The organism is Leptolyngbya sp. ST-U4, from assembly GCF_039962215.1.
In the GTDB taxonomy this organism is placed as follows: domain Bacteria; phylum Cyanobacteriota; class Cyanobacteriia; order Elainellales; family Elainellaceae; genus Leptolyngbya_A.
Window position 1 is genome coordinate 524,922 of record NZ_JAMPKZ010000001.1, and the last position, 20,285, is coordinate 545,206.

Here is a 20,285-nt window from a genome sequence, read left to right on the forward strand (position 1 = left end):
AACCCATGCTATCGCAATCCGTAAAACCAGCCGCGATCGACCACACCACCCATCTGAAACTCGCGATCAAAAATTGCCAAATTTGCCACGTATCCGGGAGCAATGTCACCGAGTTTGTGATGCAGTCCGAGCAGTTGAGCCGGATAGGTTGATGCCATTCTGAGAGCTTCTGCAAGGGGAATTCGGACGTGCTGCACACAGTTGGCGATCGCTTCGATCATCGTCAGGGCTGAGCCGCCCAGGGTTCCATCTGCCGAGACACATTTGCCGTCCCGGTAAAACACTTCGTTGCCGCCGATGATAAACGAGGTCATGTCTGTGCCAACGGGCGGCGTCGCGTCGGTGACAAGAATCAGCTTGTTCTGCTTCAGCCGATGGGCAAGGGCGATCGAGGCAAAATGCACATGATGACCGTCTGCAATAATGCCTGCATACACCTCTGGGTGATCGAACACGGCTCCCACCATGCCCGGTTTACGTCCCTGCCAGGGCGACATTGCATTAAATAAATGGGTGGTCATGTTCACCCCGGCCTCAAATCGATCGATCGCCTCTTCGTAGGTCGCATCCGTATGTCCTGCCGAAACCACAATGCCGCGATCGGTCAGGAGTTTTATTTCTTCTACCGCTGCCAGTTCCGGTGCAAGCGTAACCAGACACACGACTTCTTTTCCGGCAGCTGCGATGATGTCTAGCATTATGCGATCGGCAGCACGAATGTAATTTCCATCGTGAATTCCCTTCCGTTTCGGGTTCAGAAATGGTCCTTCCAGATGCAGCCCCAGCACTGAGGCGAAGTGCGTTTTGCGATAGGTTTTGATTAGATCGATCGCCGCTTTAATCTCTTCATCAGAGGTAGTGATCAGCGTAGGCAAAAAGCTGGTCGTACCGCTTTTGAGATTCGTCTGGTGCATGATGTCCAGCGTTTCGGCGGTAATTGCATCGTTAAACATCACCCCGCCACAGCCATTAAGCTGCAAATCAATAAACCCAGGGGCAACAATTTGTCCATGCAGATCAATCACCGCATCTACTTCGGGCAGCGCATCCGCCGGAACCAGATCCACAATTCGATCGCGATCGATCAGCAGTGCGCGATCGTCAAAAACATCTTTTGAGGTGAAGATCGTTGCGTTCGTTAAAGCCAGCATTCCACTAATACAGCCTTTTTCGCTCTAGTAAAATAGAGGCGTGGGGGTCTGCTTCCCTTGCTGTGAGTTTCACCCCTGCCCCCATTTCTTATACTTCATTAGGCTAGAAAAAGGCTAGAAAAAGGCTGTATCAGGGGTGAAATCAGGTTTTAGGCAAAGAACTGATTACTTCACGAAACTTAGTTCAGGTTATAGGTATTACTGCGACAGAAATCAAACTGATCCTGGACATAGCTACCGTCATCGAAGTCTGCCTTAATGTCATAAATGCACTCAGAACTGCCCAAAGTGAAGTTGATAAAATAGCCGGAATTAAAAGTGCCATTTAGTCGATTAGCTCCCCAATCATCACTGCTTGCAGGAGAAAGATAAAGCTCAATGATGTTGCCTCCTGTATTGTTGTTTATTCACACTGTTCGACGCGAACTTGAACTTGGGCGGCTAACAGAACTTTGACCTCCATTGCGTTGCTGAGCAGTAAGCAAGCGTTCGCAGCGATCGGCTGCGTTAGAACCATAGATGTTAGCTTGCCGTAGATCTAAAATACATTGCCCTAGTGATTGCGTAGGCGGCAGATTTTGCAGTTGATTAATACAGCGATCGGCTGCGTTAGAACCATAGATGTTAGCTTCTCGTAGATCTAAAATACATTGCCCTAAAGCCCCCTGAGTTGGCTGAGCCACTGCTTGATCCTCGTGAATGGGACTCAAGGCAATTCCAGCACTAAAAGGCAACAGGGTCACCAATGCAGCAAGCTTTTGAGCAATCGATTTTGCCCTTGACATAATATTCACCGTAGAAGGGATAGGTTGGATGATTGATAGAAAAAGGATTTTGAAACAAAAGCAATCCCTGTGAAAAACAGAGAAATTACTCCCTGGCTGGCGACTGCCCTACCCCAACACAAATAGAAGCAGAATACCGTTTCGCAACGATGCGCTTGGTGGTGCAGTGGAGTATTACCCTAGATTGCTGTTTCATTCCAACATAAAGCTGGCTTTCGTCCGCTGACACCTAACATCCATTAGTGAAATGATTAACAAGTTGGGCTGCTTTGCGCTCTTACAGCCTTTTTACTCACGCAAGGGACGGGGGGGTGTGGAGGCTTCGCCCTCGCTCAGGGTAAAACCCCTGCCCCCCAATTTTCTACTTTGTTAGCCTGAAGAAGTTTGTAATCTAGACTTGGAGGATGTGTTAGGAATCTATCGCGTTCAGAACCTCCAGAGTTGAGGGATTCAGAGGCAATGTTGCACCTCGAACATTCCTCAAACCTTTTCACCCATGCGTTTCTCTGCCTTCCAGCGTCGGGCTGTCTTGCTCCAGCTCTTTGAAGTATTTTACCGTCTTCACTTTCAATTCCAGCGTCGCGTCTTCATCGCACACAATCACACTCCGGGGATGAAGCTGAAGCGCAGAAACCGACCACATGTGATTTACACCATCCTCGATCGCGTGTTGCAGTGCATTCGCTTTGTGATATCCCTGCACCAGGATCATGACTTCCTTTGCATCGTTAATCGTGCCGACTCCGACCGTTAACGCAAATTTCGGTACTTGATTGACATCCTGATTAAAAAAACGAGCGTTTGCTAATTTGGTGCTGTAGGTTAAGGTTTTAATTCGCGTTCTTGACTGTAATGACGAACCTGGCTCATTAAATGCGATATGCCCATCTTCGCCCACACCGCCGATAAATAATTCAACGCCGCCCAATGCTTTGATTTTCGCTTCATAGCGATCGCATTCTTGATCAACATCAATCGCATTTCCATTCAGGATATGAATCTGTTCTCGTGGAATATCAATGTGATCAAGAAAATTTTGGTGCATATAGGCGTGATAGCTTTGCGGATGATCTTCGGGAAGCCCGACATATTCATCCATATTGAATGTCACCACGTTTCTAAAGCTCAATTCGCCCTGCTGATAAAATTCAACTAAGCAGCGATACATTTTGAGCGGTGTGCTGCCCGTCGGCAATCCCAGCACAAAGGGGCGATCGATCGTGGGTGCAAAGGTTTTGATGCGATGTTTCACATAATTCGCTGCCCAATTCGCGACGCCATCCGCGGAATCGCAGATGATCAGGCGCATGGTTGTATCGTCCGTAGTTCGCGTTTCATTTCACCCTGATTTAACTTTTGAGTGTCTCCACCGTTCCCAATCCCCAATTGACGATCGCAACCCTGGGCGCATAGCGCGGATCGTTAAACCAGCCGACAAACTTTTTCAGATCAGCCAGCGATGAAATTCCCACACAGCCATTTGTACCAGGAGAAGCTGCCGCATTGTTATCCAAATGAAAGCCGATCGCCGTTCGCTCAGTCGGAGAGTTGCAGCGCATTCCCACCCAGACTGGACCTAAACCGTTTGCATCATCCGCCCAGCTTTTAGAGTAATCGTCGCGCACCCCGCTTGCCCATTCCACATTGCCCACCAGCCAGTAGCCTTCGGGTAGAGGTTCCATCGAGCCGGCGCGGCTTTGATTGACGGTGCGAAAGTTCTGCTCTCTCGGTTGACCCGATATTGCTGGAATTTGATCGATCGCCCGATTTCCTTGAATCAGCGCGACGTTCAGCAACACCAAACCACTGGGATTGGTGCGGTTCGTGCGGGTAATGCGAATCACGCGGCGTTCGGTTTCGATCGTCGGCGGCACTTTTGCGGGTGGAGCAATGGCATAGCGTCCGGCATTGGTTTGCTGAAGAGCATTCAGCAGCTTTTTGACCTCGCCGTTGGTTTGAAACACGCGCAGCGGCTTACCGCCTTCCATCTCAAACACGCGCCCGTCAGGGTAGATGTCAAGCCATCGTCCAACCATCGCAATTCCTCAATTTCGACTGCTGCCATTTCTGCTGTCATTTCTTCAGTTATGGCTTTTCCGCTGTAATCAGTCAATGTCCGTGAGTTGGGCAGGGCGGTGCAGAAACGGATCGATCGAGCCAGCCGCTTGCCTGCTGAAGTCGGGGCAGTGCCTCTTGTGGGTTGTTTCGCAGCAGATAAACCAGCGCGATCGCAGCCTGTTCGCTTGCCCGTGCGTTGCGGTTTGCCTTGAGCCGATGCCAATCCTGCGGGGCGATCGAGAGCCGTTCTGCAAGTGCCTGTACCAGTTCCAGGGTACTGAGTTCGGCGAGGGCGGCTTTGGGCGCAGGGGCAGATGCCGTTAGCGCAGAGCCTTCGGATGCCAGTGGTTCGGGCATAGATTGAGACATGGGAGATTGGGGCATATTAGGATCGGGTTAGGAAGACGGATTCTTTCTCCTAATGTACTATGCAGGTTCGAGCATCTGGTTCCTTCCCAAAATTCTTTATTGTCTTCTCCTGTTCCTCACTTTTTTTCCTTCCCCAAATGGCTCCTGCCCCCGATGAAGCGATCGACCTGGAACAAGGCTTACGCCAAGCCGAAGCTGATTTACTGCGCCTCAAAGCTCGCTACGCCCAGGTGCAGGCAGACCAGCAGCGACAGATCGAGCTGAAGAACCGCCTGGATGATGTACGCGGTAATCTACGCCGTGATAAAACCCCAGAACTGAAAGCTGAACTCAAACAGATCCAGCAGCAGCTCGAAGCACTGGAAGTCGCCTTGGAAAGTCAGCTTTTTTCCTGGAGCGGTTTAAAAGAAGTATTCTGGCAGGCGGTGCGGTTTGGCGGACTGGGAATTGTGATTGGCTGGGTATTGCGGTCGATCGCGCTTTAGATTGAAAGCACCCAATAAAGGGCGATCGGTTATCCTAAGTCAATTTGGCGCAACATCCTTTCAAAGGCTTTTGCATTACGAACTTGCTTGAACCCTATCTCTTGAGTCTGGATATCGCCGTCATAATCTTTTGATCTGTGGACGTAAAGAATAATGTCACCACTGCCATCGCGATCTTCTCGACGAGAGACAACCCTTAGCTCAGAAGGCATAAAAGATGTTACTGTTGTCGACCGTCCCGCTGTAAGAATAAAGGCTCGTTCATAGGTTATGACGTAAACAGACTGACGTGCTGTGAGCCAATTCAGGAAGGGAATAAAAAAGATAAGAAATAGCGGAATAACAGTTCCCATGAGAAAAACTAGAGCACCTGGAACACCTACAAATTCAAGCAGAGATCTTCCCATGTCTCTCGCTTGTTGATAGGTGCTAAAGCTGGTAAAAGAAAAAAATAGTAAGGAAACGAATAGAACTAAACAAACACCCAGGACGGAACGAGTAAAAAAACGAGCAATAGGCTGCTCAATCCATTGAATCTGCTCATTTGGCGAAAGCTCTTTTTCCAAACTTCTCCGCAGCTTTTCTGGCAGCCTATCGTTGTCCATTATCTTTGTTTTGTAGCTCTATTTTGTCTTCTGGCGAACTTAGAAACTGGTGAAAGACACAGAGTCAGTCTAAACAAATTTGTTAAGGCAAGGGAGGGTAATGCTACGGTTTTTATAGAATGGTCAATTCGAGTAATCCCGACAGCAGCGCAGCTCCTAAGCAATCGAACAAGTAACAGCACGAGCTAAACCCGAACGACCCTCAAACAATCAACTCCTCATGCTGACTCTTAATCATTGGCAACAAAAATTACTCGTCCTGGTCGCTGCGAGCCTGGCTGACGCTGAAATATTCGGGCTTACCGTTTACCGAAATTCGGCTGCCGCTCGATACGCCAGAATTCTACGATCGCATCTCCCAATATTCCCCCTCAGCCAGAGTTCCCGTTCTTCTGCACGATGATTTGAGGGTGTGGGAATCGATCGCGATTGGCGAGTACATTGCTGAGCTTGCCCCTGCTTCTGGCTTGTTGCCTGCGGATTCGGCAGTTCGGGCAGTCGTCCGGTCAGTCAGTGCAGAAATGCACGCAGGATTTTTCGATTTGCGCCGGAATCTCCCAATGGACTGTCGATCGCGTTATTCAACCGATCGCGTGACACCCAGTGTTCAGAAAGATATCGATCGCATCAGCCAGATCTGGCGAGACTGTCGGCAGCAGTATAGGCAGCAGGGTTCGTTTTTGTTTGGAAATTTCACGATTGCCGATGCCATGTACGCTCCCGTCGTGTCTCGATTTGTCACCTATAACGTCAAGCTGGACTCAGAGGCGCAAACCTACGCAGACGCAATCTGGACGCTTCCTTTGATGCAGGAATGGGTCGAGGCTGCAACCCAGGAACTCGAAGTAATCCCGCCGGATTTGCTCTTTGCAGTTTAAGTAAGCTTTAAAGAAATCCCAGCGATCTTACCTAGAAAAACACAGCAAAACAGAGAGGTGGAATTTACACTGAGGAGAAGCCTAGCAGGATGTTATGAAAATAAATGCTTGTGACCTGCCCTATCCTCTCAATTCTGAAGAACTTGCCCTAGCTCTGGGGTTCTAAAGTCTTCCAAGATTGGGGCAATTTAAGGGACAGTGTAGAACAAAGAATACGGCTCAAACGTCCTCTGAATTCAGCCTGTGCTGAAGCTTGTCGATTGCTCTGGAGTGATGGGGGTTGTCGGTTGCGGATTGACCGTGAGTGACTTCAGCAGGGACACTGGTTTGAGTGTTATTCGTTAAGGGGGAATCCCTTTCTAGTTCCACAGCAAATTGGCGTATCTAGAAGTGAGATTGAAGCTTTATGTATGACTGCATCATCGTCGGCGCAGGACCCGCAGGCGGATCGGCTGCCTACCATCTGGCAAAGCGAGGGCGATCGGTTCTGGTTTTAGAAAAAGAGTCGCTGCCGCGCTATAAGCCGTGTGGAGGTGGCGTTTCCCCCCAAATTGCCGAATGGTTTGACTTTGACTTTTCGCCTGCCATTTCCCTCAAGGTAGACACCATCCGCTATACCTGGAAAATGGACGATCCGGTGACTGCCAAGCTCGAAAGCCTGGAGCCGATCTGGATGGTGCGGCGCGATGTATTTGACCATTTTCTGATTCAACAGGCGCAAAAGCAAGGCGCAGAACTGCGAGACAATACCGAAGTCAAAGGCATCGAGTTTAAGAGCGATCGCTGGCAGGTGAACACAGCGCAGGGTCCAGTTGAAGGACGCTATTTAATTGCTGCCGACGGTGCAAAGGGGCAAACAGCAAAATGGCTGGGCTTTAAAGATCGCAAGCGTCGCCTCGCTGGAGCCTTAGAAGCCGAAGCAAAAGCTACCGTTGCAAATTCAGATACCGCTCACTTTGAGTTTGGCATGGTCAAAAACGGCTACATCTGGAATTTTCCCAAGGCAGAGGGCTATTCGATCGGTGTGGGGACCTTCCGAGGCGGTGAGCCGCAGGACTTTAAGAGCATTCTGACCGAATACGCGACGCTGTTTGGTATCGACCTGCAAACCTGCAAGCAGTATGGGCATCCTCTGTGCCTGTGGGACGGCGAACAAAAGCTACATACCCAAAATGCCGTCCTGGCAGGAGAAGCTGCCTGTGTGGTTGATCCCTTTACGGCAGAAGGTATTCGTCCCTCGATTTTTAGCGGGGTCAAGGCAGCCGAAGCGATCGATCAGGCGATCGGCGGTAATGCAAACGCGCTCGCTGGCTATTCCCAAGTGATGAACCAGGAATGGGGCGCAGATATGGTTTGGGCACAGCGGTTGGCAGGCGTATTTTACCGGATTCCTAGCTTCGGCTACAAAATCGGTGTGAAACGTCCGACTGCAACCGAGCGTATGGGACAAATTCTCTGTGGTCAATTGCGCTATAGCGACGTCGCAAGCCGTGCCCTGAAGCGGCTGACAGCAGGCTTGATCCCCGGGATGGGTGGCTAGCAAGCGTTTAAGTTTGGGTGCGGATACGATTAACTCCTTTCATCGGTAGCCATTCTCCTAGGTTTTCTGGGGAATGGCTTTTCTCTGCACCTGAGTGCTACCGAACAATCTGAAACTCATCAAAGCGCACCACGTCCCCCTCGGGCTGGCGGGCATCAAATCGGTAGCTGCTGACAAGCCCGGTCGCGGTGTCTAGAATGCTGAAGACGGTGATCTCGTTGCTGGCAATGTAGGGCTGGGGTTTGCCATTTTCATCGAGCAGAGCACTAATCGAAGGTACGATCGCCGTCAGTCCACCCGGATCTCCGCTAGGCACGTAGTTGGGCTGAAAACCGATCGGAATTGAGCGACGAGTTTCACCCAGAAAGGCTCCGTAGGTGTTGCCCACGTTCGAGCTTTCCAGGAAGTGCATTCCGCCCGGACTGTCAAACCGATTCCACAGGTGCGAATGTCCATAGAACACAAGCTGTACGCCTGCCTTTTCCAGGAGCGGCATCAGATCTCGCAGCAGATAGTCGCGACCGATCGGGTATTCGTAGCGCACGGATTTAATTTGCCCGTCCGGGAAGCGATCGATAATCTGCGTCGGGTTCGTGTAGGGCGGAACCACGTTATCCCCCAGCGAATGGGGCGGATGGTGAAACATGACGATTTTGTATTTCGCCTGCTGGAATTCGGGGCGGTTTAGCTCTGCTTCCAGCCAGCTATATTGCGGACTACCGGGGGCGATCGGCTCAAAGATGTGCTGTCCGTAGCCCCATTTGTTGGCATCCGAGAGATCGACATCTCGTTCGCGGTAGCGTCCGCGTGCATTGGGCTCCAAGCTGGGGACACGCCAGGTATTGCAGGCATCGAGGGAAATTAGCCGCACATCGCCCAGCGTGATCGCATAGTATTTTTCGCCACCCGGACTGGTATTCGGCAGGGAAAAGATTTCTTCGTAGGTGTCGCTGTTAAAGGAATGATTCTTGATCCAGGTTTGGGCGATTGCCGGATCATTTCCAGGGTTAATCTGAGCGGCAATTTTGGCGTAGAGTGCGACTGCATTCTCGATCGGCACGGGATCGTTGTACTGCTCATTTAATGGCAGTTCGGTTGAAAAGCGTCCCATCACCTCGTGGTTGCCCAACGCCGGAAACAGCGGAGCCGACTGCAAAATCTTGCCGCCGCGATAGCGAGTCCCAACCCCGTTTTGCTCTAACAGCCGATTTGCTCGTCCCTGCAAACTGGGGAAAAACGCGCCGCCCCGATTGTCGTCAAACCATTCCGAAGCGCGATCGGGAATATTCACCAGATCGCCCGCTAGAAACACGGCATCGATCGGTTCGATCGTTTCAGTCACCTTTTGGAGGTTTGCCGGGGTCATGGGCATGAGCTGATGATCAGAAGTCAGCAGAATCTTGAGCGGCTGTCCGGGGGCGGGAACGGCTGCCAGAGTATAGCGACCGCTCCATTCCATCCGTCCGTTATCGCGCATGCTGCCCACTCGATAAGGAATGCGCTGGCTGGGAGTGAGTCCCTGCACCTCAGCTTCGTGTCGCCAGATGGGGCGATCGGTCGGCTGAGTGTAAACCTGCCCGTCTTCTTCCTGATTGTCCACTCGCGATCGCTGGTCTTCCCGCATCCGAGAAAGCTGAGTGGTTTGGGCGATCGTCGTCTGGTCAAGATTGCTGCCATATTGCACAAAGCTCTCGCGCCCGGCAAATTCGGTGAACCAGACCACTCGCACCGAGTTTGCGGTTGGGAGCTGAAGAAACGGATCGGTCAGCAAGCCCGCGCCCACCGGAAACAACGGAGCCAGCAGCATTCGGACAAAGAAAACTCCGTAAGCCAGGACGCTCAAAATCGCCGTCACCCACAGCACCAGGCGACCGTTCGATAACTCCTTCCACTTCATTCGATGCAGCAGTCGCCTAGTCCCCGTAGATGCAGTAGGTTTGGTCTCTGAAAATCAGACCACTTTATTTTGCCCAAGGCAAGAGTCGTTCATACAAGTTTGGGCTTGAAGTTTGGACTTGGAGTTTGGGCTTGAAGTTTGGGCTTCACGCTTTCGATCGTGCGGTGTTTATCTTGCCCGATACTTACGCATGCGTCGTTGATGCCGCCGTTCTGCCACCTGTTTTTGCATCCGACGGACGACAGGCAAAGCAACACCATAGCTGAGCAAACCGCCAAAGAAACCGACCACCGCACAGCCCAGCAAGTAGGCAACTAGGATATCCCCTCCCAATGCCAGAAACCCCTCGATCGATCGCAAACTATCGATTGGTAAATCACTCCACTTCTGCCCCAGCAAGGTTTGCCCGACATGAAAATTCAGCGCAGTAAAGGGAAGCGTGGTAATCGGGTTGCTGAGCCAGGTTCCGGCAGCGGCAGCAATTTTACTGCTGTGAAAAACTGCTGCGGTGAGAATTGCGATCGCCATTTGCAGCCCCGGCAGCGGAAACATTCCCCAAAACACACCAAAAGCAAATCCGCGGGCAATTTCGGGCGGTGTGCCACGCAGTCGCAAAAAACGCAGATAAAAGTAGCGCAGCAATCGTTTCCAGCGCATGAAGTCCTTAGGATTATCAGCAGATCAACTCTACAAACTTCATAACATTTTGTTTCGATCAATGACCAGTCTCGAAGGATAAGCAGTTGCTTGTTATGGCACTGCAACCGATCGCAGCAGACGATCGACAATGATCCGCGATTTGCGTCCGGCAGCCGGAATCATGCGGTGGGAAAGGACATAGGGCGCGAGGAATTTTACATCGTCGGGAATCGCGAATTCTCTGCCTTCCAGAAACGCCAGTGCCTGGACTGCCCGATGCAGTGCAACTGTGCCTCTAGGGCTCACGCCGAGTAAGACTTCCTCATCTTCACGGGTGGCGCGCACCAGATCGAGAATGTATTGCTGAAGCGGCGTTTCGACTCGCACCTGGGCACAAAGCTGTTGAAGCGACTGCACTTCTGCCAGAGAAATACAGGGATGTAGGGCTTCGGGTTTTTGTCCGAGTCGCTGAAGCATTTGCAGTTCTTCTGCTTCGGTTGGGTAGCCCAGACTAAAGGACAGCGCAAATCGATCCATCTGCGCTTCGGGCAGGGGAAACGTGCCCTGATATTCCACCGGATTCTGAGTCGCAATCACAAAAAATGGATGGGGAACCAGACGCGATTTGCCGTCGATCGTCACTTGATGTTCTTCCATGACTTCCAGCAGGGCGGACTGGGTGCGAGGCGTTGCCCGGTTAATTTCATCTGTCAGCAGCACATTGGCAAACACAGGTCCAGGCAAAAACTCAAACTCGCCCGATCGCGGATTCCAGATATTCGTCCCCGTCACGTCGGCAGGCAGCAGATCCGGCGTGCACTGAATTCGCTGAAACTGTCCCTCAATTGATCGCGCCAGAGACTTTGCCAGCAGGGTTTTTCCCACTCCGGGCACATCTTCCAGCAGCGCATGTCCACCCGACAACAGAGCCACCAGCACTAGCCGAATTGCCTCTTCTTTGCCGACGATCGTTTGTCCTAAATTCTGAACGAGCTGTTCAATCCGTTCTCGCATGGGGTTTTACGATGGGGTAAGACTGGCTAACGCCTTGGGCATTGCTCCATAATGACAGCGATCGATTGCACCTGAAGGCAGCAAATTTACGGAAGCTGTGCAGAGCGGTAGATCAGGTTGCCGGGTCACAGATTGATAATAGGAGGAAATCTCACACTGAATTCACCCCCAATTAATCGGCGACCAAACCGCCCTAACATTTTTTCATTTCCTTATGACTCAAGCCCGTGCGACTCAAAAGCAATCGAATCGATCGCCAAATCCCCTAAAGCAATACTGGCGCGTCCTCAAACTTTTCTGGTCAACCGCTTTGGAAGCCGAGCTAGAGTATCGGGTTAATTTTTTGATTGCTGCCCTTACTAGTTTTGGCAGTCTGGCAGGTAGTTTGTTCAGTCTGTCGCTGTTTTATCAGACGGGCTATCAGTTTCAGGGATGGAGCTGGGAAGAGGCACTGCTGGTGCTGGGCGTGTTTACCATTCTTCAAGGATTTTCCGCAACGCTGCTGGCTCCGAACCTGAATCAAATTGTGGATCAGGTGCAAAAAGGCACGCTCGATTTTGTGCTGCTGAAACCGATCAGCTCTCAGTTTTGGCTGTCGCTGCGGAGGATTTCGCCCTGGGGTTTGCCTGATTTGATCTTTGGGCTGATTCTGATTGGCTATGCGGGAACAAGGCTAAATCTGCCGCCGATCGCCTATGTTGCCAGTGTGATTCCGATTCTGTTTGGGCTGCTGATTCTCTATAGCCTGTGGTTTATTTTGGGCGCGACGAGCATCTGGTTTGTCAAAATCTACAACGTCACCGAAGTGCTGCGGGGGCTGCTAGAAGCCGGACGATATCCGATGGCGGCTTATCCAGTGGCGTACCGCGTCTTTTTTACCTTTGTGGTTCCGGTTGCGTTCCTGACCACGATTCCGGCTGAAGTGCTGCTGAGCCGGGCGCAGGTTTTGTGGATCGCTGGCGCGGGGATTTTGGCGATCGTGCTTTTGCTGTTTGCCCGTTCTTTCTGGCGGTTTGCGCTGCGGTTTTATACCAGCGCGTCTAGCTAGCTCTACAGCCCCAAGCCACCCATGCTACCTTGCAGAAAAATTTGCAGTGCCAGTCCTGCCACTGATCCCAGGAAGCTGAAGAAATTGCCGCCCCCGCCGCCGCCCTGACCGTTTGCCGCCTTAAGCCGTTGCTGCTCTGCTTCCTGATACGCCTGAACGCTGGTAATAAATTGAGCTGAAAGCTCCTGTCCCTGGCTGTCGCCCTGGGTGGTGTAAAGTTCTTGGGCACTTTGAGCATCACCGATCGCCCCCGCATCATCACTCAAGCGCATCCGTGCCATTGCCCGCGCCAGGTAAGCATGAGCAAAGGTAGGGTTCCGCGTTAAAGCCTGATCGTAATTACTGATTGCACCTCGAAAGTTGCCGCGCTGCGCCTCTGCCAGCCCAAAGCGATAAAGATTTTCAGGGGTGGCGATCATCGCCGGAAGTCCTACCGCTTGCAGCACATTTGCCCCGTCCAGGTTTGCCCCCTGAATCATTGCCCCGTTCAAAATTGCCCCCCGCAAATCTGCATTTCTCAAGTCAGCCCCGCTCAAATCGGCTCCGCTTAAGTTTGCGTTCACCAGTGCCGCCCCCGCCAGATTTGCCCCCTGCAGGTTTGCCCCACTCAAATTCGATCGGCTCAGGTTTGCCTGCACCAGATTCGCATTTTGCAAATTTGCCCCTGAGAGACTGGCATAAACTAATCCCGCCTGGCTTAGCTCACACTGCGAACACTGCTTGGTCTCAATCAACTGCTGAACGTGCTCCAAGTTTTCAGCGAGTGCAGCCGATCCCCAGCCAGTAACGGTCAGAACGGCGAGTGCAGGCAACAGAGTGAGTTTCATGACTGATACGCTAGGTGTAGAGTAAGGTTGCTTGATTTTACAGTGTGGGCAATTAACTGTAGGGCTATCATAGTGTACTCAAAATTTGAGAGACGCACCAATGTCTACCCGCTTCTTCATCGCCCTCATTCCCCCTCAAGCAGTCCAGGATTACGCCGATCGCACTATTCAGGAGCTGACCGAGCGCTTTCAGACTCGCACTGCCAAGGCTCCGCCCCACGTCACGCTTCAGCCACCTTTTCTGTGGGAATTCGAGCAGGTTTTTGAGTTAGAGAATCGCTTGCGGCAGTTTGCCCAAACCCGCTCGCCCGTCCCGGTGACCATCTCTGGCTTTGGAGCATTTGCGCCGAGGGTGCTGTACCTGAACGTGTTAAAAACCCCGGAACTCCTAGCCCTTCAGGCTGTCCTTATACAGGATTTAGAGCAGATTGGCATTCGTGACCCGAAGAACAAACAGCGCGGCTTTTCGCCCCATCTCACGGTGGCTTCACGGAATATCAACAAGCTGATCTTCAAGGCTGCTTGGGCAGAGCTTCAGGCGCGATCGGTTGAATTTGAGTTTGTAAGCAATCGCCTAATTTTGCTGATTCATGAGGGGCAGCGGTGGCAGGTGCGATCGGAGTTTGAATTAGGGGGGGCAACCCGATACTAAAGATTCGTGACAACCGATCGAGTTTTTGTTGACAGGAGAATCTGAAACCGTAACAATAGATACAGAAAGTGAATCGTTCATCCTAATCTAGGTCGTAAATTTTGGATTGCTAAAGCTAGACCGCTAAAGCTAGATCAGCTAAAGCTAGATTGTCAGCAAAGCACCGGGGGCGATCGAAAAGGACGGAAGTAGGGAAAAAACTAGAAGCTAAAAAGACAAAAGCCCAAAAATTTTCCTGAAGGAACGCGCCTCATTTCATTCCCATCATCTACGCAGAAAAGAGGCGAAGACTATGAAACTGACCTATCGCGGCGTGAGCTACGAATACAACGCTCCTCAAGTTGAATATGGCGATGCCACCCAAGTTGGCAAATATCGCGGGCTAGACATTCGGTTCCGTAAATCCAACAAGGCTTTGGTGCTTCAGCCAACGCTAGATCTGCTTTATCGCGGCGTGGCTTATACGGCAAATCCAACTCCTGCCACTGAAACTCAAACCGAGCAGACTCCTGCACAGTCGGTTCAAGAGCGGGCACGGGTGCTGATGATGAATCACCATCGCTCTGAAAAGCAGCGGCAGCAGTCCATGCTGACTCGTTCTGATCAGCGAATGGGGTTAAGCCACTAGAGTTCCTCATTCAAGTTCGATCTTCTTTCAAGTTTGATCTAAGTTAGCTGGTTGACGACACCTCCTTAATGGGGGTGTTTTTGTTTAACCGATCGAACTACAGCCCTGCAACAGGCACAGGTGCAGCTCGTGCAGCAGGAAAAACGCTCTAGCCTGGGGGAAATAGTGGCAGGAATTGTCCATGAAATTAATAACCCCATTAATTTTATTGTCAGCAACATTCGGCATCGTTAGCAACATCCCGCCTTTGCGCGTACGCTGCTGATTTTGCAACATCGACTCAAGGGCACAGGAGACTGACCCTCGACCACGGATCATCAAGCTGTAATTCAAATTGCCGATAACGCGAATGGCATCTCTGATTCCATCCAAAAGCAACTGTTTGAGCCTCTGTTTACGACTAAGCCTGCTGGCAAAGGTACAGGCTTGGGACTGGCGATCGCCCATCAGATTATTCTGGAGAAACATAAGGGCAAACTGAGCATTGCCTCTGAAGTCAGGCGGGGCACAACCTTTACGATCGAACTGCAATTAAGGCTGCGGTATAAGAAGCGATGGGCTTATAGATAAATTCATCAGATTTCTCCTAGCACATCAAAAATTGGCAGCATTGCACAGTCAGGACAAGTTTTTCAGAGACTAGAATAGGGAAATTCCCCTCCATTCTCATTTTTCCGGTTCAGTCTCTTCGCCGAGTCCTGAATATTGCCCCTGTTTTCCGTTGCGAGATGTCTACCTTGCCCACTGACGCTTTCCCAGATTTTTCTGATTCCCAACTGCCAGATTCGCAAGAAGAGGAACTGGTCCATGCTGCTGCCAATCCGGCGATCGATCGGGCAATCGATTCGTCTGGCAGTTCGCCTTTCTACGTGCGGGCAGCAAGACAGCAGGATTTAACCAACCTGGCAGAAGTTTTGACCAGCAGCTTTCATAGTTCCACAGGGACGATGGGTTGGCTGTATCCCTTGCTGCGACAGGGGATCTACGAAGATATGCGAATGCGGATGCGATTATCTCAGGGGGGAACTGCGAAGCGATCGACTCAGGCTCATTACGCCTGTCTAGTGGCAGTGCGGCGGATGTCTTCGCAAGAGGCGGTGTTTGAGTCGCGGGCTTCGGAGTCGCCTCAGCTTGCTGTAGCGGGCAGCGATCGACTGGTCGGCACGGTCGAAATTTCGCTCAAGACCGGATCGCCCTTTTTGCGCCAATCGCCCTATCTCTATCTGTCAAATCTGGCGGTGCTAGCAGAATATCGGCAGCAGGGAGTAGCTCAGCAGCTTTTGCGGGTCTGCGAGCGGGTTGCGCTCGACTGGGGCTATCAGGATTTGTATCTGCACGTTCTTGAGGACAACGCCCGCGCCCGACGGCTCTATAGCAAAGCAGGCTATGAAGTAGAACGAATTGACACCACCCTAACTTCGGTTCTGCTGGGACGATCGCGACAGATGTTTCTACACAAATCGATTCCGCGAACTTGAGAAGAGATTTGCGGAGCCGCCAAGCTCCTACATTGCTGCCTGGTCAGGCAGATTGGATGCCCGCTCCCATTCAATGGGAATCGACTGTTTTCGCTGCAATGTCTTCTCTCAATTCGAGGAAATTTCCCCCACAAGTTCTGGATGAACTCGATCGCGGTGCAGCGTGGGGTGCAACAGCATTTGGTGTAGGTGATAGCGGAAGTTTTGATCCAGATATTTCTGGCGGGTTGCATCCCAGGTGGAGAGGGCTTCGGCTTGCGTTTGCTGAATTTTTTCCTGGAGCTGGGGTAATTCAGCCTGATTGCCGATCGCCTCATTTAGTAACGATTGCAGCACTTGTGTATCCTGGAAGCTGCCGAGCCGATCTTGAATTTGTTTAATTTCTTCGATCCAGTTATGGAATGGTTCGCCATAAAACGGCTTGAAGAATTCGGTTTGATAGCGGGCATGTTTGCAGACTTTTCGCAGGTCGTGCAGCGTTTCGCTTTCAACGGCAATGTTGTCTTGTGCAATTGTCCAACCAGAATGAAGCAGCACTTCAGCAACTAAAGGACTCAGTACATCCGGCAGCACGGTGAGCAGCGGCAGGTGAGCGATCGGGTGAAATTTGGGCTGCTCAATCCAGTTTGTAAACGCAGTTTGTAGAGCTTTGTAGGGGCGATCGTTCAGCGCAGTTTTCATCGCCTGAAACGCGGTAACTCGCTGCTTTTTTAATGCCTTGATTGCAAATTGGATTTGTTTTTGTTCAGTCTGTTCAAATTGGGGCTGATACTCATTTTGCAGGCTGGCAATTTGCACGTCGAGATCGCGCACTGCGCCTAAAATTCGAGCCAGATTACGAACTTGTTTGCGGTCAGCTCTTTTGGGCAGTAGGATGGCGCGATCGAAAATTTGCATTGCGGTTCTGAGGCGGCGTGTGCTGACCCGCATTTGATGCAGGTGTTCAGGATCGGTATCTTCCAGAACGCGTTTTGCAGGCTTGCTCATTCGGTGGAACTGTTCGGTAATCACTTGCTGAGCCAGTTCACCTAATGTTAAATTTTCCGTTAATTCATGAATACTGTTAAAGGAAAGTTTTTCTTTTTCTTCTTTTTTCATACCTTTTTTCATACTTTGATACCTTCCCTACCTGGACTTCTAGAAAAGAATTATTTTAACGCGAACCTGTCTATTGCTAATCCTTCATCGGAACTGCTTCGCTGGATTGATTTTGCAAAACGATTTTCCGATCGCCACGAAATTCCTGCACAATAAACCCATCAAGATCATTAATCCAAAACACAAGGACAGTTGGCATGAGGAGTTGCGTGTGGGTTTACTGATTTCGATCGCCCTAATTTTGATGGTGATTAGCTTCAGCTTTGGGCTGATTTGGCTGGGAGAAATTGCCGCCGGAGTTGCCTTGTTTCTATCGCTCTGGGTGCTGGCAGTGACGCTGCTGCCCCATCTGGAAAAGGTGACTCGATCGCACAGACGGCTGATTACTGCTATTGCAGGAGTCGTTGTTGCAACGCTGGTGCTACTCTGGACCAGTCCGTGGGCTGAATCGGTGCGAAATCAGATTGCTCAGCTTGGCTGGGAGCGCATTGATGTGTTCAGCAATCTTTTAAGTGCGATCGGTCAAATTTTGATTGCGATTGTTGCGCTGTATGTCACCTGGGAGCAGTACACTACCTCGAAGCGGCTGACGATCGAGCAAAATCGCCTTGCCAGCCAGCAAAATATCATTACGCAGCAGCAGACGATCGACGCCTATTTTCAGGGAATCGCCGAACTCACCCTCAACGACGACGGCTTACTGGAAGATTTCCCAATGGAGCGGGCGATCGCAGAAGGGCGCACTGCCGCGATTTTGGGCAGCCTTGATGCAGGCGGTAAAGCAAAAGTTCTTCGCTTTCTCTCTGGGGCTGGACTGCTTACTCCTTTAAGACGCGATGAGCGATTGGGACGCGCCATTCTCGATGGCTCCGGTGGCTATGCCGAAGATCGGTTGACGGGCGTTCGCGTGATTAACCTGGGGGTAATGCTGGCGGGGGCAAATCTGGCAGGGGGAGATCTGCGGGGGGCTGACCTCAGCGACATCAATATGATTCGAGCGAATCTGAGCCAGTGTGAGCTGGTTCGTGCCAACTTTGCCCGGACGGTTCTCTGTGAAGCCAACTTTGCCGGGTCTGACTTGTCTCATGTCCGGTTCTACTATGGTTCGGTCAAAACTGCCACGCCGCGCACGCCGAAAGACTTTCCAGACTACGAAACAGGTGAATACACCGGAGCCGTGATCGAAGATGCTGACTTTACAGGCGTACAGCGGCTCTCGGATGAACAGCGATTTTACTGCTGTGCCTGGGGTGGCTCCAAAACACGCCAAACGATTCCCGGCGGCTGTGAGGGAATTCCGAATTTGCTGAAACGTTAGCGAGGCTTGAGAGGCTGGTTGAGGAGTTTCAGAGGTTCTACATTGCTCCTAAATTCCCCAATGCTAGGGGGCTTTGAAATCCAGATTAGGACTTAGAGCAGGGAAGATTCAGCCAGAATCAGGAATTGTCTGTATCGTTAAGTAGAACGCTGAAACCGATCGCCGCAGAAATACCCATCAGTTTCTAAAATTTCAATTTCTTAAATCTACTCGTTTGGCGATTCGATTCATCTCTCTCTCCACACGCTTCCCACCCTGATTCACGCTCTCTCCACTCTGATTCACCTCTTTTTGCACACTAAGAATTTCTATGTTATCCCTCTCTTCATCACCTGAACTGCGATCGAACTTTCCTCAAATTAGTGGATGGGAAAACGAACTGCGATCGATTACCCACCATCAAGAACCATTATTTTTGCCCATTACTAATTTATCGTTGGAAAATATCACTGCTGGATTTGCTTGTGCCCTACATATGCACCAGCCTACTATTCCCGCAGGTATCAACGGAGGATTAATTAGCAATCTCCAACATATGTATGAACATCCTCACGAAGGAGATAACCACAACGCTGATCCGTTTGCCTGGTGCTATGGGCGCATGGGGGATTTCATTCCGCAGTTGGTGAGTGAGGGCTGCAATCCGCGCATTATGCTTGACTATTCGGGAAACTTGCTCTGGGGACTGCACCAGATGGGGCGATCGGACGTTTTAGACAAGCTGAAGCGAATTGCCTGTGATCCTGCCTATTACCTCCATGTGGAATGGCTGGGAACGCTGTGGAGTCATGCCGTTGTACCTTCTACGCCGATCGCCGATTTAAAGTTACATCTTCAAGCATGGCAGCATCAGTTTGCAGCAATCTTTGGTATCGATGCGCTAAAGCGAGTCAAAGGTTTTTCGCCGCCCGAAATGCACCTGCCCAATCATCCCGATACGCTGTATGCCTATATTCAAGCGTTGCTCGATTGCGGCTATCGCTGGCTGATGGTGCAGGAACATTCGATCGAAAATCTGGACGGTTCGCCGCTGTCTCAGGATCAGAAATATTTGCCGAATCGCCTGGTTGCGCGAAACTCCCACGGTGAAATCATTAGCATTACAGCTCTGGTCAAAACGCAGGGGTCGGATACCAAACTAGTCGCCCAGATGCAGCCCTATTTTGAGGCAAAAGGACGCGGTAAACAGGTTATCCAAAATAGCCAAACCCTACAAGATAAAGCCATTCCCTCACTCGTCACCCAAATTGCAGACGGCGAAAATGGCGGCGTGATGATGAATGAGTATCCGCGTGATTTGTTTCGCGTTTATCACGAGATTCGTGACGGAGGCGGCGGCACAACAGGAACAGTTCCGATGAACGGCACAGAGTATTTAGAACTGATTGAAGCGGCAGGCATTCATCCCGCAGATTTCCCGACCTGTCAGGCAGTGCAGCAGCACAAAATCTGGCAGTCTATTGACCTGGAGCACACCACGCCTGAAGCAGTCCAACAAGCGATCGCCCACTTCCAGCAAACCGACCCCCACTTTCACATGGACGGAGCCTCCTGGACGAATCATCTGAGTTGGGTTCAGGGCTATGAAAACGTGCTGGAGCCAATGGCACAGCTCAGCGTCGCCTTTCATCAGAAATACGATCGGCAAGTCGAACAAGATCCTGCGGTCACGCGCCAGCCTGACTATCAGGAAGCGTTGCTCTACAACCTGCTGCTGCAAACAAGCTGCTTTCGCTACTGGGGGCAGGGAATTTGGACAGACTATGCGCGGATGCTGTTTGATCGGGGAATGGCGTTGCTGTCCAATTAAACGGC

The 20,285-nt window shown here is 51.1% G+C and carries 24 protein-coding genes and 1 riboswitch; of the genes, 10 read left to right on the forward strand and 14 right to left on the reverse strand.

Annotation, left to right across the window (positions count from 1 at the left end):
- Positions 1–8: 8 nt before the first annotated feature.
- The 5 genes from nagA to NDA02_RS02240 form a co-directional block, all read right to left on the reverse strand.
- Positions 9–1,151, reverse strand: a complete 1,143-nt coding sequence (gene nagA / locus NDA02_RS02220; protein ID WP_190793803.1) for an N-acetylglucosamine-6-phosphate deacetylase — start codon at positions 1,149–1,151, stop codon at positions 9–11.
- 407 nt (positions 1,152–1,558) lie between these two features.
- Entirely contained in the window at positions 1,559–1,936 is a 378-nt protein-coding gene (locus NDA02_RS02225; protein ID WP_190793804.1) for a hypothetical protein, read from the reverse strand.
- 490 nt (positions 1,937–2,426) lie between these two features.
- The gene (gene nagB, locus NDA02_RS02230; RefSeq protein WP_348254337.1) at positions 2,427–3,245 is read right to left on the reverse strand and encodes a glucosamine-6-phosphate deaminase; all 819 of its coding nucleotides are present in this window, start codon (positions 3,243–3,245) and stop codon (positions 2,427–2,429) included.
- A 40-nt stretch (positions 3,246–3,285) separates the two neighbouring features.
- Positions 3,286–3,972, reverse strand: a complete 687-nt coding sequence (locus NDA02_RS02235; RefSeq protein WP_190790382.1) for a hypothetical protein — start codon at positions 3,970–3,972, stop codon at positions 3,286–3,288.
- Positions 3,973–4,045: 73 nt separating this feature from the next.
- On the reverse strand, positions 4,046–4,378 hold the full coding sequence (locus NDA02_RS02240) for a DUF6439 family protein (RefSeq protein ID WP_348254338.1): 333 nt from the start codon (positions 4,376–4,378) through the stop codon (positions 4,046–4,048).
- Positions 4,379–4,500: 122 nt separating this feature from the next.
- Between NDA02_RS02240 and NDA02_RS02245 the strand changes: the two genes are divergently transcribed.
- Positions 4,501–4,848, forward strand: coding sequence for a DUF2203 domain-containing protein (locus tag NDA02_RS02245; RefSeq protein WP_190790383.1), 348 nt, complete (start codon positions 4,501–4,503; stop codon positions 4,846–4,848).
- 29 nt (positions 4,849–4,877) lie between these two features.
- On the opposite strand, the gene NDA02_RS02250 is transcribed toward NDA02_RS02245, so the two are convergent.
- Entirely contained in the window at positions 4,878–5,453 is a 576-nt protein-coding gene (locus tag NDA02_RS02250; RefSeq protein WP_348254340.1) for a hypothetical protein, read from the reverse strand.
- 236 nt (positions 5,454–5,689) lie between these two features.
- Here NDA02_RS02250 and NDA02_RS02255 point away from each other — a divergent pair, with 236 nt between their 5' ends.
- Together NDA02_RS02255 and NDA02_RS02260 are read left to right on the forward strand one after the other, a co-directional pair.
- Positions 5,690–6,331 (forward strand): glutathione S-transferase family protein, encoded by a 642-nt coding sequence (locus NDA02_RS02255; RefSeq protein WP_348254566.1) that lies wholly within the window; start codon positions 5,690–5,692, stop codon positions 6,329–6,331.
- A gap of 406 nt (positions 6,332–6,737) precedes the next feature.
- Positions 6,738–7,871, forward strand: a complete 1,134-nt coding sequence (locus tag NDA02_RS02260) for a geranylgeranyl reductase family protein (protein WP_190790386.1) — start codon at positions 6,738–6,740, stop codon at positions 7,869–7,871.
- A gap of 97 nt (positions 7,872–7,968) precedes the next feature.
- On the opposite strand, the gene NDA02_RS02265 is transcribed toward NDA02_RS02260, so the two are convergent.
- The 4 genes from NDA02_RS02265 to NDA02_RS02280 all read right to left on the reverse strand — a co-directional run bounded on the left by NDA02_RS02265 (position 7,969) and on the right by NDA02_RS02280 (position 11,550).
- Positions 7,969–9,678, reverse strand: coding sequence for a metallophosphoesterase family protein (locus NDA02_RS02265; protein WP_348254568.1), 1,710 nt, complete (start codon positions 9,676–9,678; stop codon positions 7,969–7,971).
- 258 nt (positions 9,679–9,936) lie between these two features.
- Positions 9,937–10,425 (reverse strand): DUF2062 domain-containing protein, encoded by a 489-nt coding sequence (locus NDA02_RS02270; RefSeq protein WP_190790388.1) that lies wholly within the window; start codon positions 10,423–10,425, stop codon positions 9,937–9,939.
- Positions 10,426–10,518: 93 nt separating this feature from the next.
- A complete protein-coding gene (locus tag NDA02_RS02275) occupies positions 10,519–11,421 on the reverse strand; it encodes a MoxR family ATPase (protein WP_190790389.1) in 903 nt (300 codons plus the stop codon).
- Between the two features lie 6 nt (positions 11,422–11,427).
- Positions 11,428–11,550, reverse strand: coding sequence for a hypothetical protein (locus tag NDA02_RS02280; RefSeq protein ID WP_277879035.1), 123 nt, complete (start codon positions 11,548–11,550; stop codon positions 11,428–11,430).
- Between the two features lie 85 nt (positions 11,551–11,635).
- Here NDA02_RS02280 and NDA02_RS02285 point away from each other — a divergent pair, with 85 nt between their 5' ends.
- The gene (locus NDA02_RS02285) at positions 11,636–12,469 is read left to right on the forward strand and encodes an ABC transporter permease (protein ID WP_190790390.1); all 834 of its coding nucleotides are present in this window, start codon (positions 11,636–11,638) and stop codon (positions 12,467–12,469) included.
- 2 nt (positions 12,470–12,471) lie between these two features.
- Here NDA02_RS02285 and NDA02_RS02290 read toward each other — a convergent pair whose 3' ends face one another.
- A complete protein-coding gene (locus tag NDA02_RS02290; protein ID WP_190790391.1) occupies positions 12,472–13,296 on the reverse strand; it encodes a pentapeptide repeat-containing protein in 825 nt (274 codons plus the stop codon).
- A gap of 100 nt (positions 13,297–13,396) precedes the next feature.
- On the opposite strand from NDA02_RS02290, the gene NDA02_RS02295 reads away from it, so the two are divergent.
- Both NDA02_RS02295 and NDA02_RS02300 read left to right on the forward strand, forming a co-directional pair.
- Positions 13,397–13,948, forward strand: a complete 552-nt coding sequence (locus tag NDA02_RS02295; RefSeq protein WP_190790392.1) for a 2'-5' RNA ligase family protein — start codon at positions 13,397–13,399, stop codon at positions 13,946–13,948.
- A 72-nt stretch (positions 13,949–14,020) separates the two neighbouring features.
- A riboswitch (Glutamine riboswitch) is annotated at positions 14,021–14,198 on the forward strand.
- A 42-nt stretch (positions 14,199–14,240) separates the two neighbouring features.
- Entirely contained in the window at positions 14,241–14,576 is a 336-nt protein-coding gene (locus NDA02_RS02300) for a DUF4278 domain-containing protein (RefSeq protein ID WP_190790810.1), read from the forward strand.
- An 84-nt stretch (positions 14,577–14,660) separates the two neighbouring features.
- Here the strand turns inward: NDA02_RS02300 and NDA02_RS02305 are convergent, their stop codons facing one another.
- The gene (locus NDA02_RS02305; RefSeq protein ID WP_348254341.1) at positions 14,661–15,044 is read right to left on the reverse strand and encodes a hypothetical protein; all 384 of its coding nucleotides are present in this window, start codon (positions 15,042–15,044) and stop codon (positions 14,661–14,663) included.
- Here NDA02_RS02305 and NDA02_RS02310 point away from each other — a divergent pair.
- Both NDA02_RS02310 and NDA02_RS02315 read left to right on the forward strand, forming a co-directional pair.
- Positions 14,943–15,146, forward strand: coding sequence for an ATP-binding protein (locus NDA02_RS02310; protein ID WP_348254570.1), 204 nt, complete (start codon positions 14,943–14,945; stop codon positions 15,144–15,146). The genes NDA02_RS02305 and NDA02_RS02310 overlap by 102 nt on opposite strands.
- 158 nt (positions 15,147–15,304) lie before the next feature.
- The gene (locus tag NDA02_RS02315) at positions 15,305–16,054 is read left to right on the forward strand and encodes a GNAT family N-acetyltransferase (protein WP_190790809.1); all 750 of its coding nucleotides are present in this window, start codon (positions 15,305–15,307) and stop codon (positions 16,052–16,054) included.
- Positions 16,055–16,162: 108 nt separating this feature from the next.
- Here NDA02_RS02315 and NDA02_RS02320 read toward each other — a convergent pair whose 3' ends face one another.
- On the reverse strand, positions 16,163–17,152 hold the full coding sequence (locus tag NDA02_RS02320; protein WP_190790808.1) for a CHAD domain-containing protein: 990 nt from the start codon (positions 17,150–17,152) through the stop codon (positions 16,163–16,165).
- Between the two features lie 76 nt (positions 17,153–17,228).
- A complete protein-coding gene (locus NDA02_RS02325) occupies positions 17,229–17,351 on the reverse strand; it encodes a hypothetical protein (protein WP_277879056.1) in 123 nt (40 codons plus the stop codon).
- A 12-nt stretch (positions 17,352–17,363) separates the two neighbouring features.
- Between NDA02_RS02325 and NDA02_RS02330 the strand changes: the two genes are divergently transcribed.
- Complete coding sequence (locus tag NDA02_RS02330) at positions 17,364–18,470, forward strand: pentapeptide repeat-containing protein (protein WP_347277835.1); 1,107 nt, start codon at positions 17,364–17,366, stop codon at positions 18,468–18,470.
- A 310-nt stretch (positions 18,471–18,780) separates the two neighbouring features.
- Positions 18,781–20,280: a glycosyl hydrolase family 57 gene (locus NDA02_RS02335; protein ID WP_190790807.1), complete on the forward strand. Its 1,500-nt coding sequence runs from the start codon at positions 18,781–18,783 to the stop codon at positions 20,278–20,280.
- Positions 20,281–20,285 lie beyond the last annotated feature (5 nt).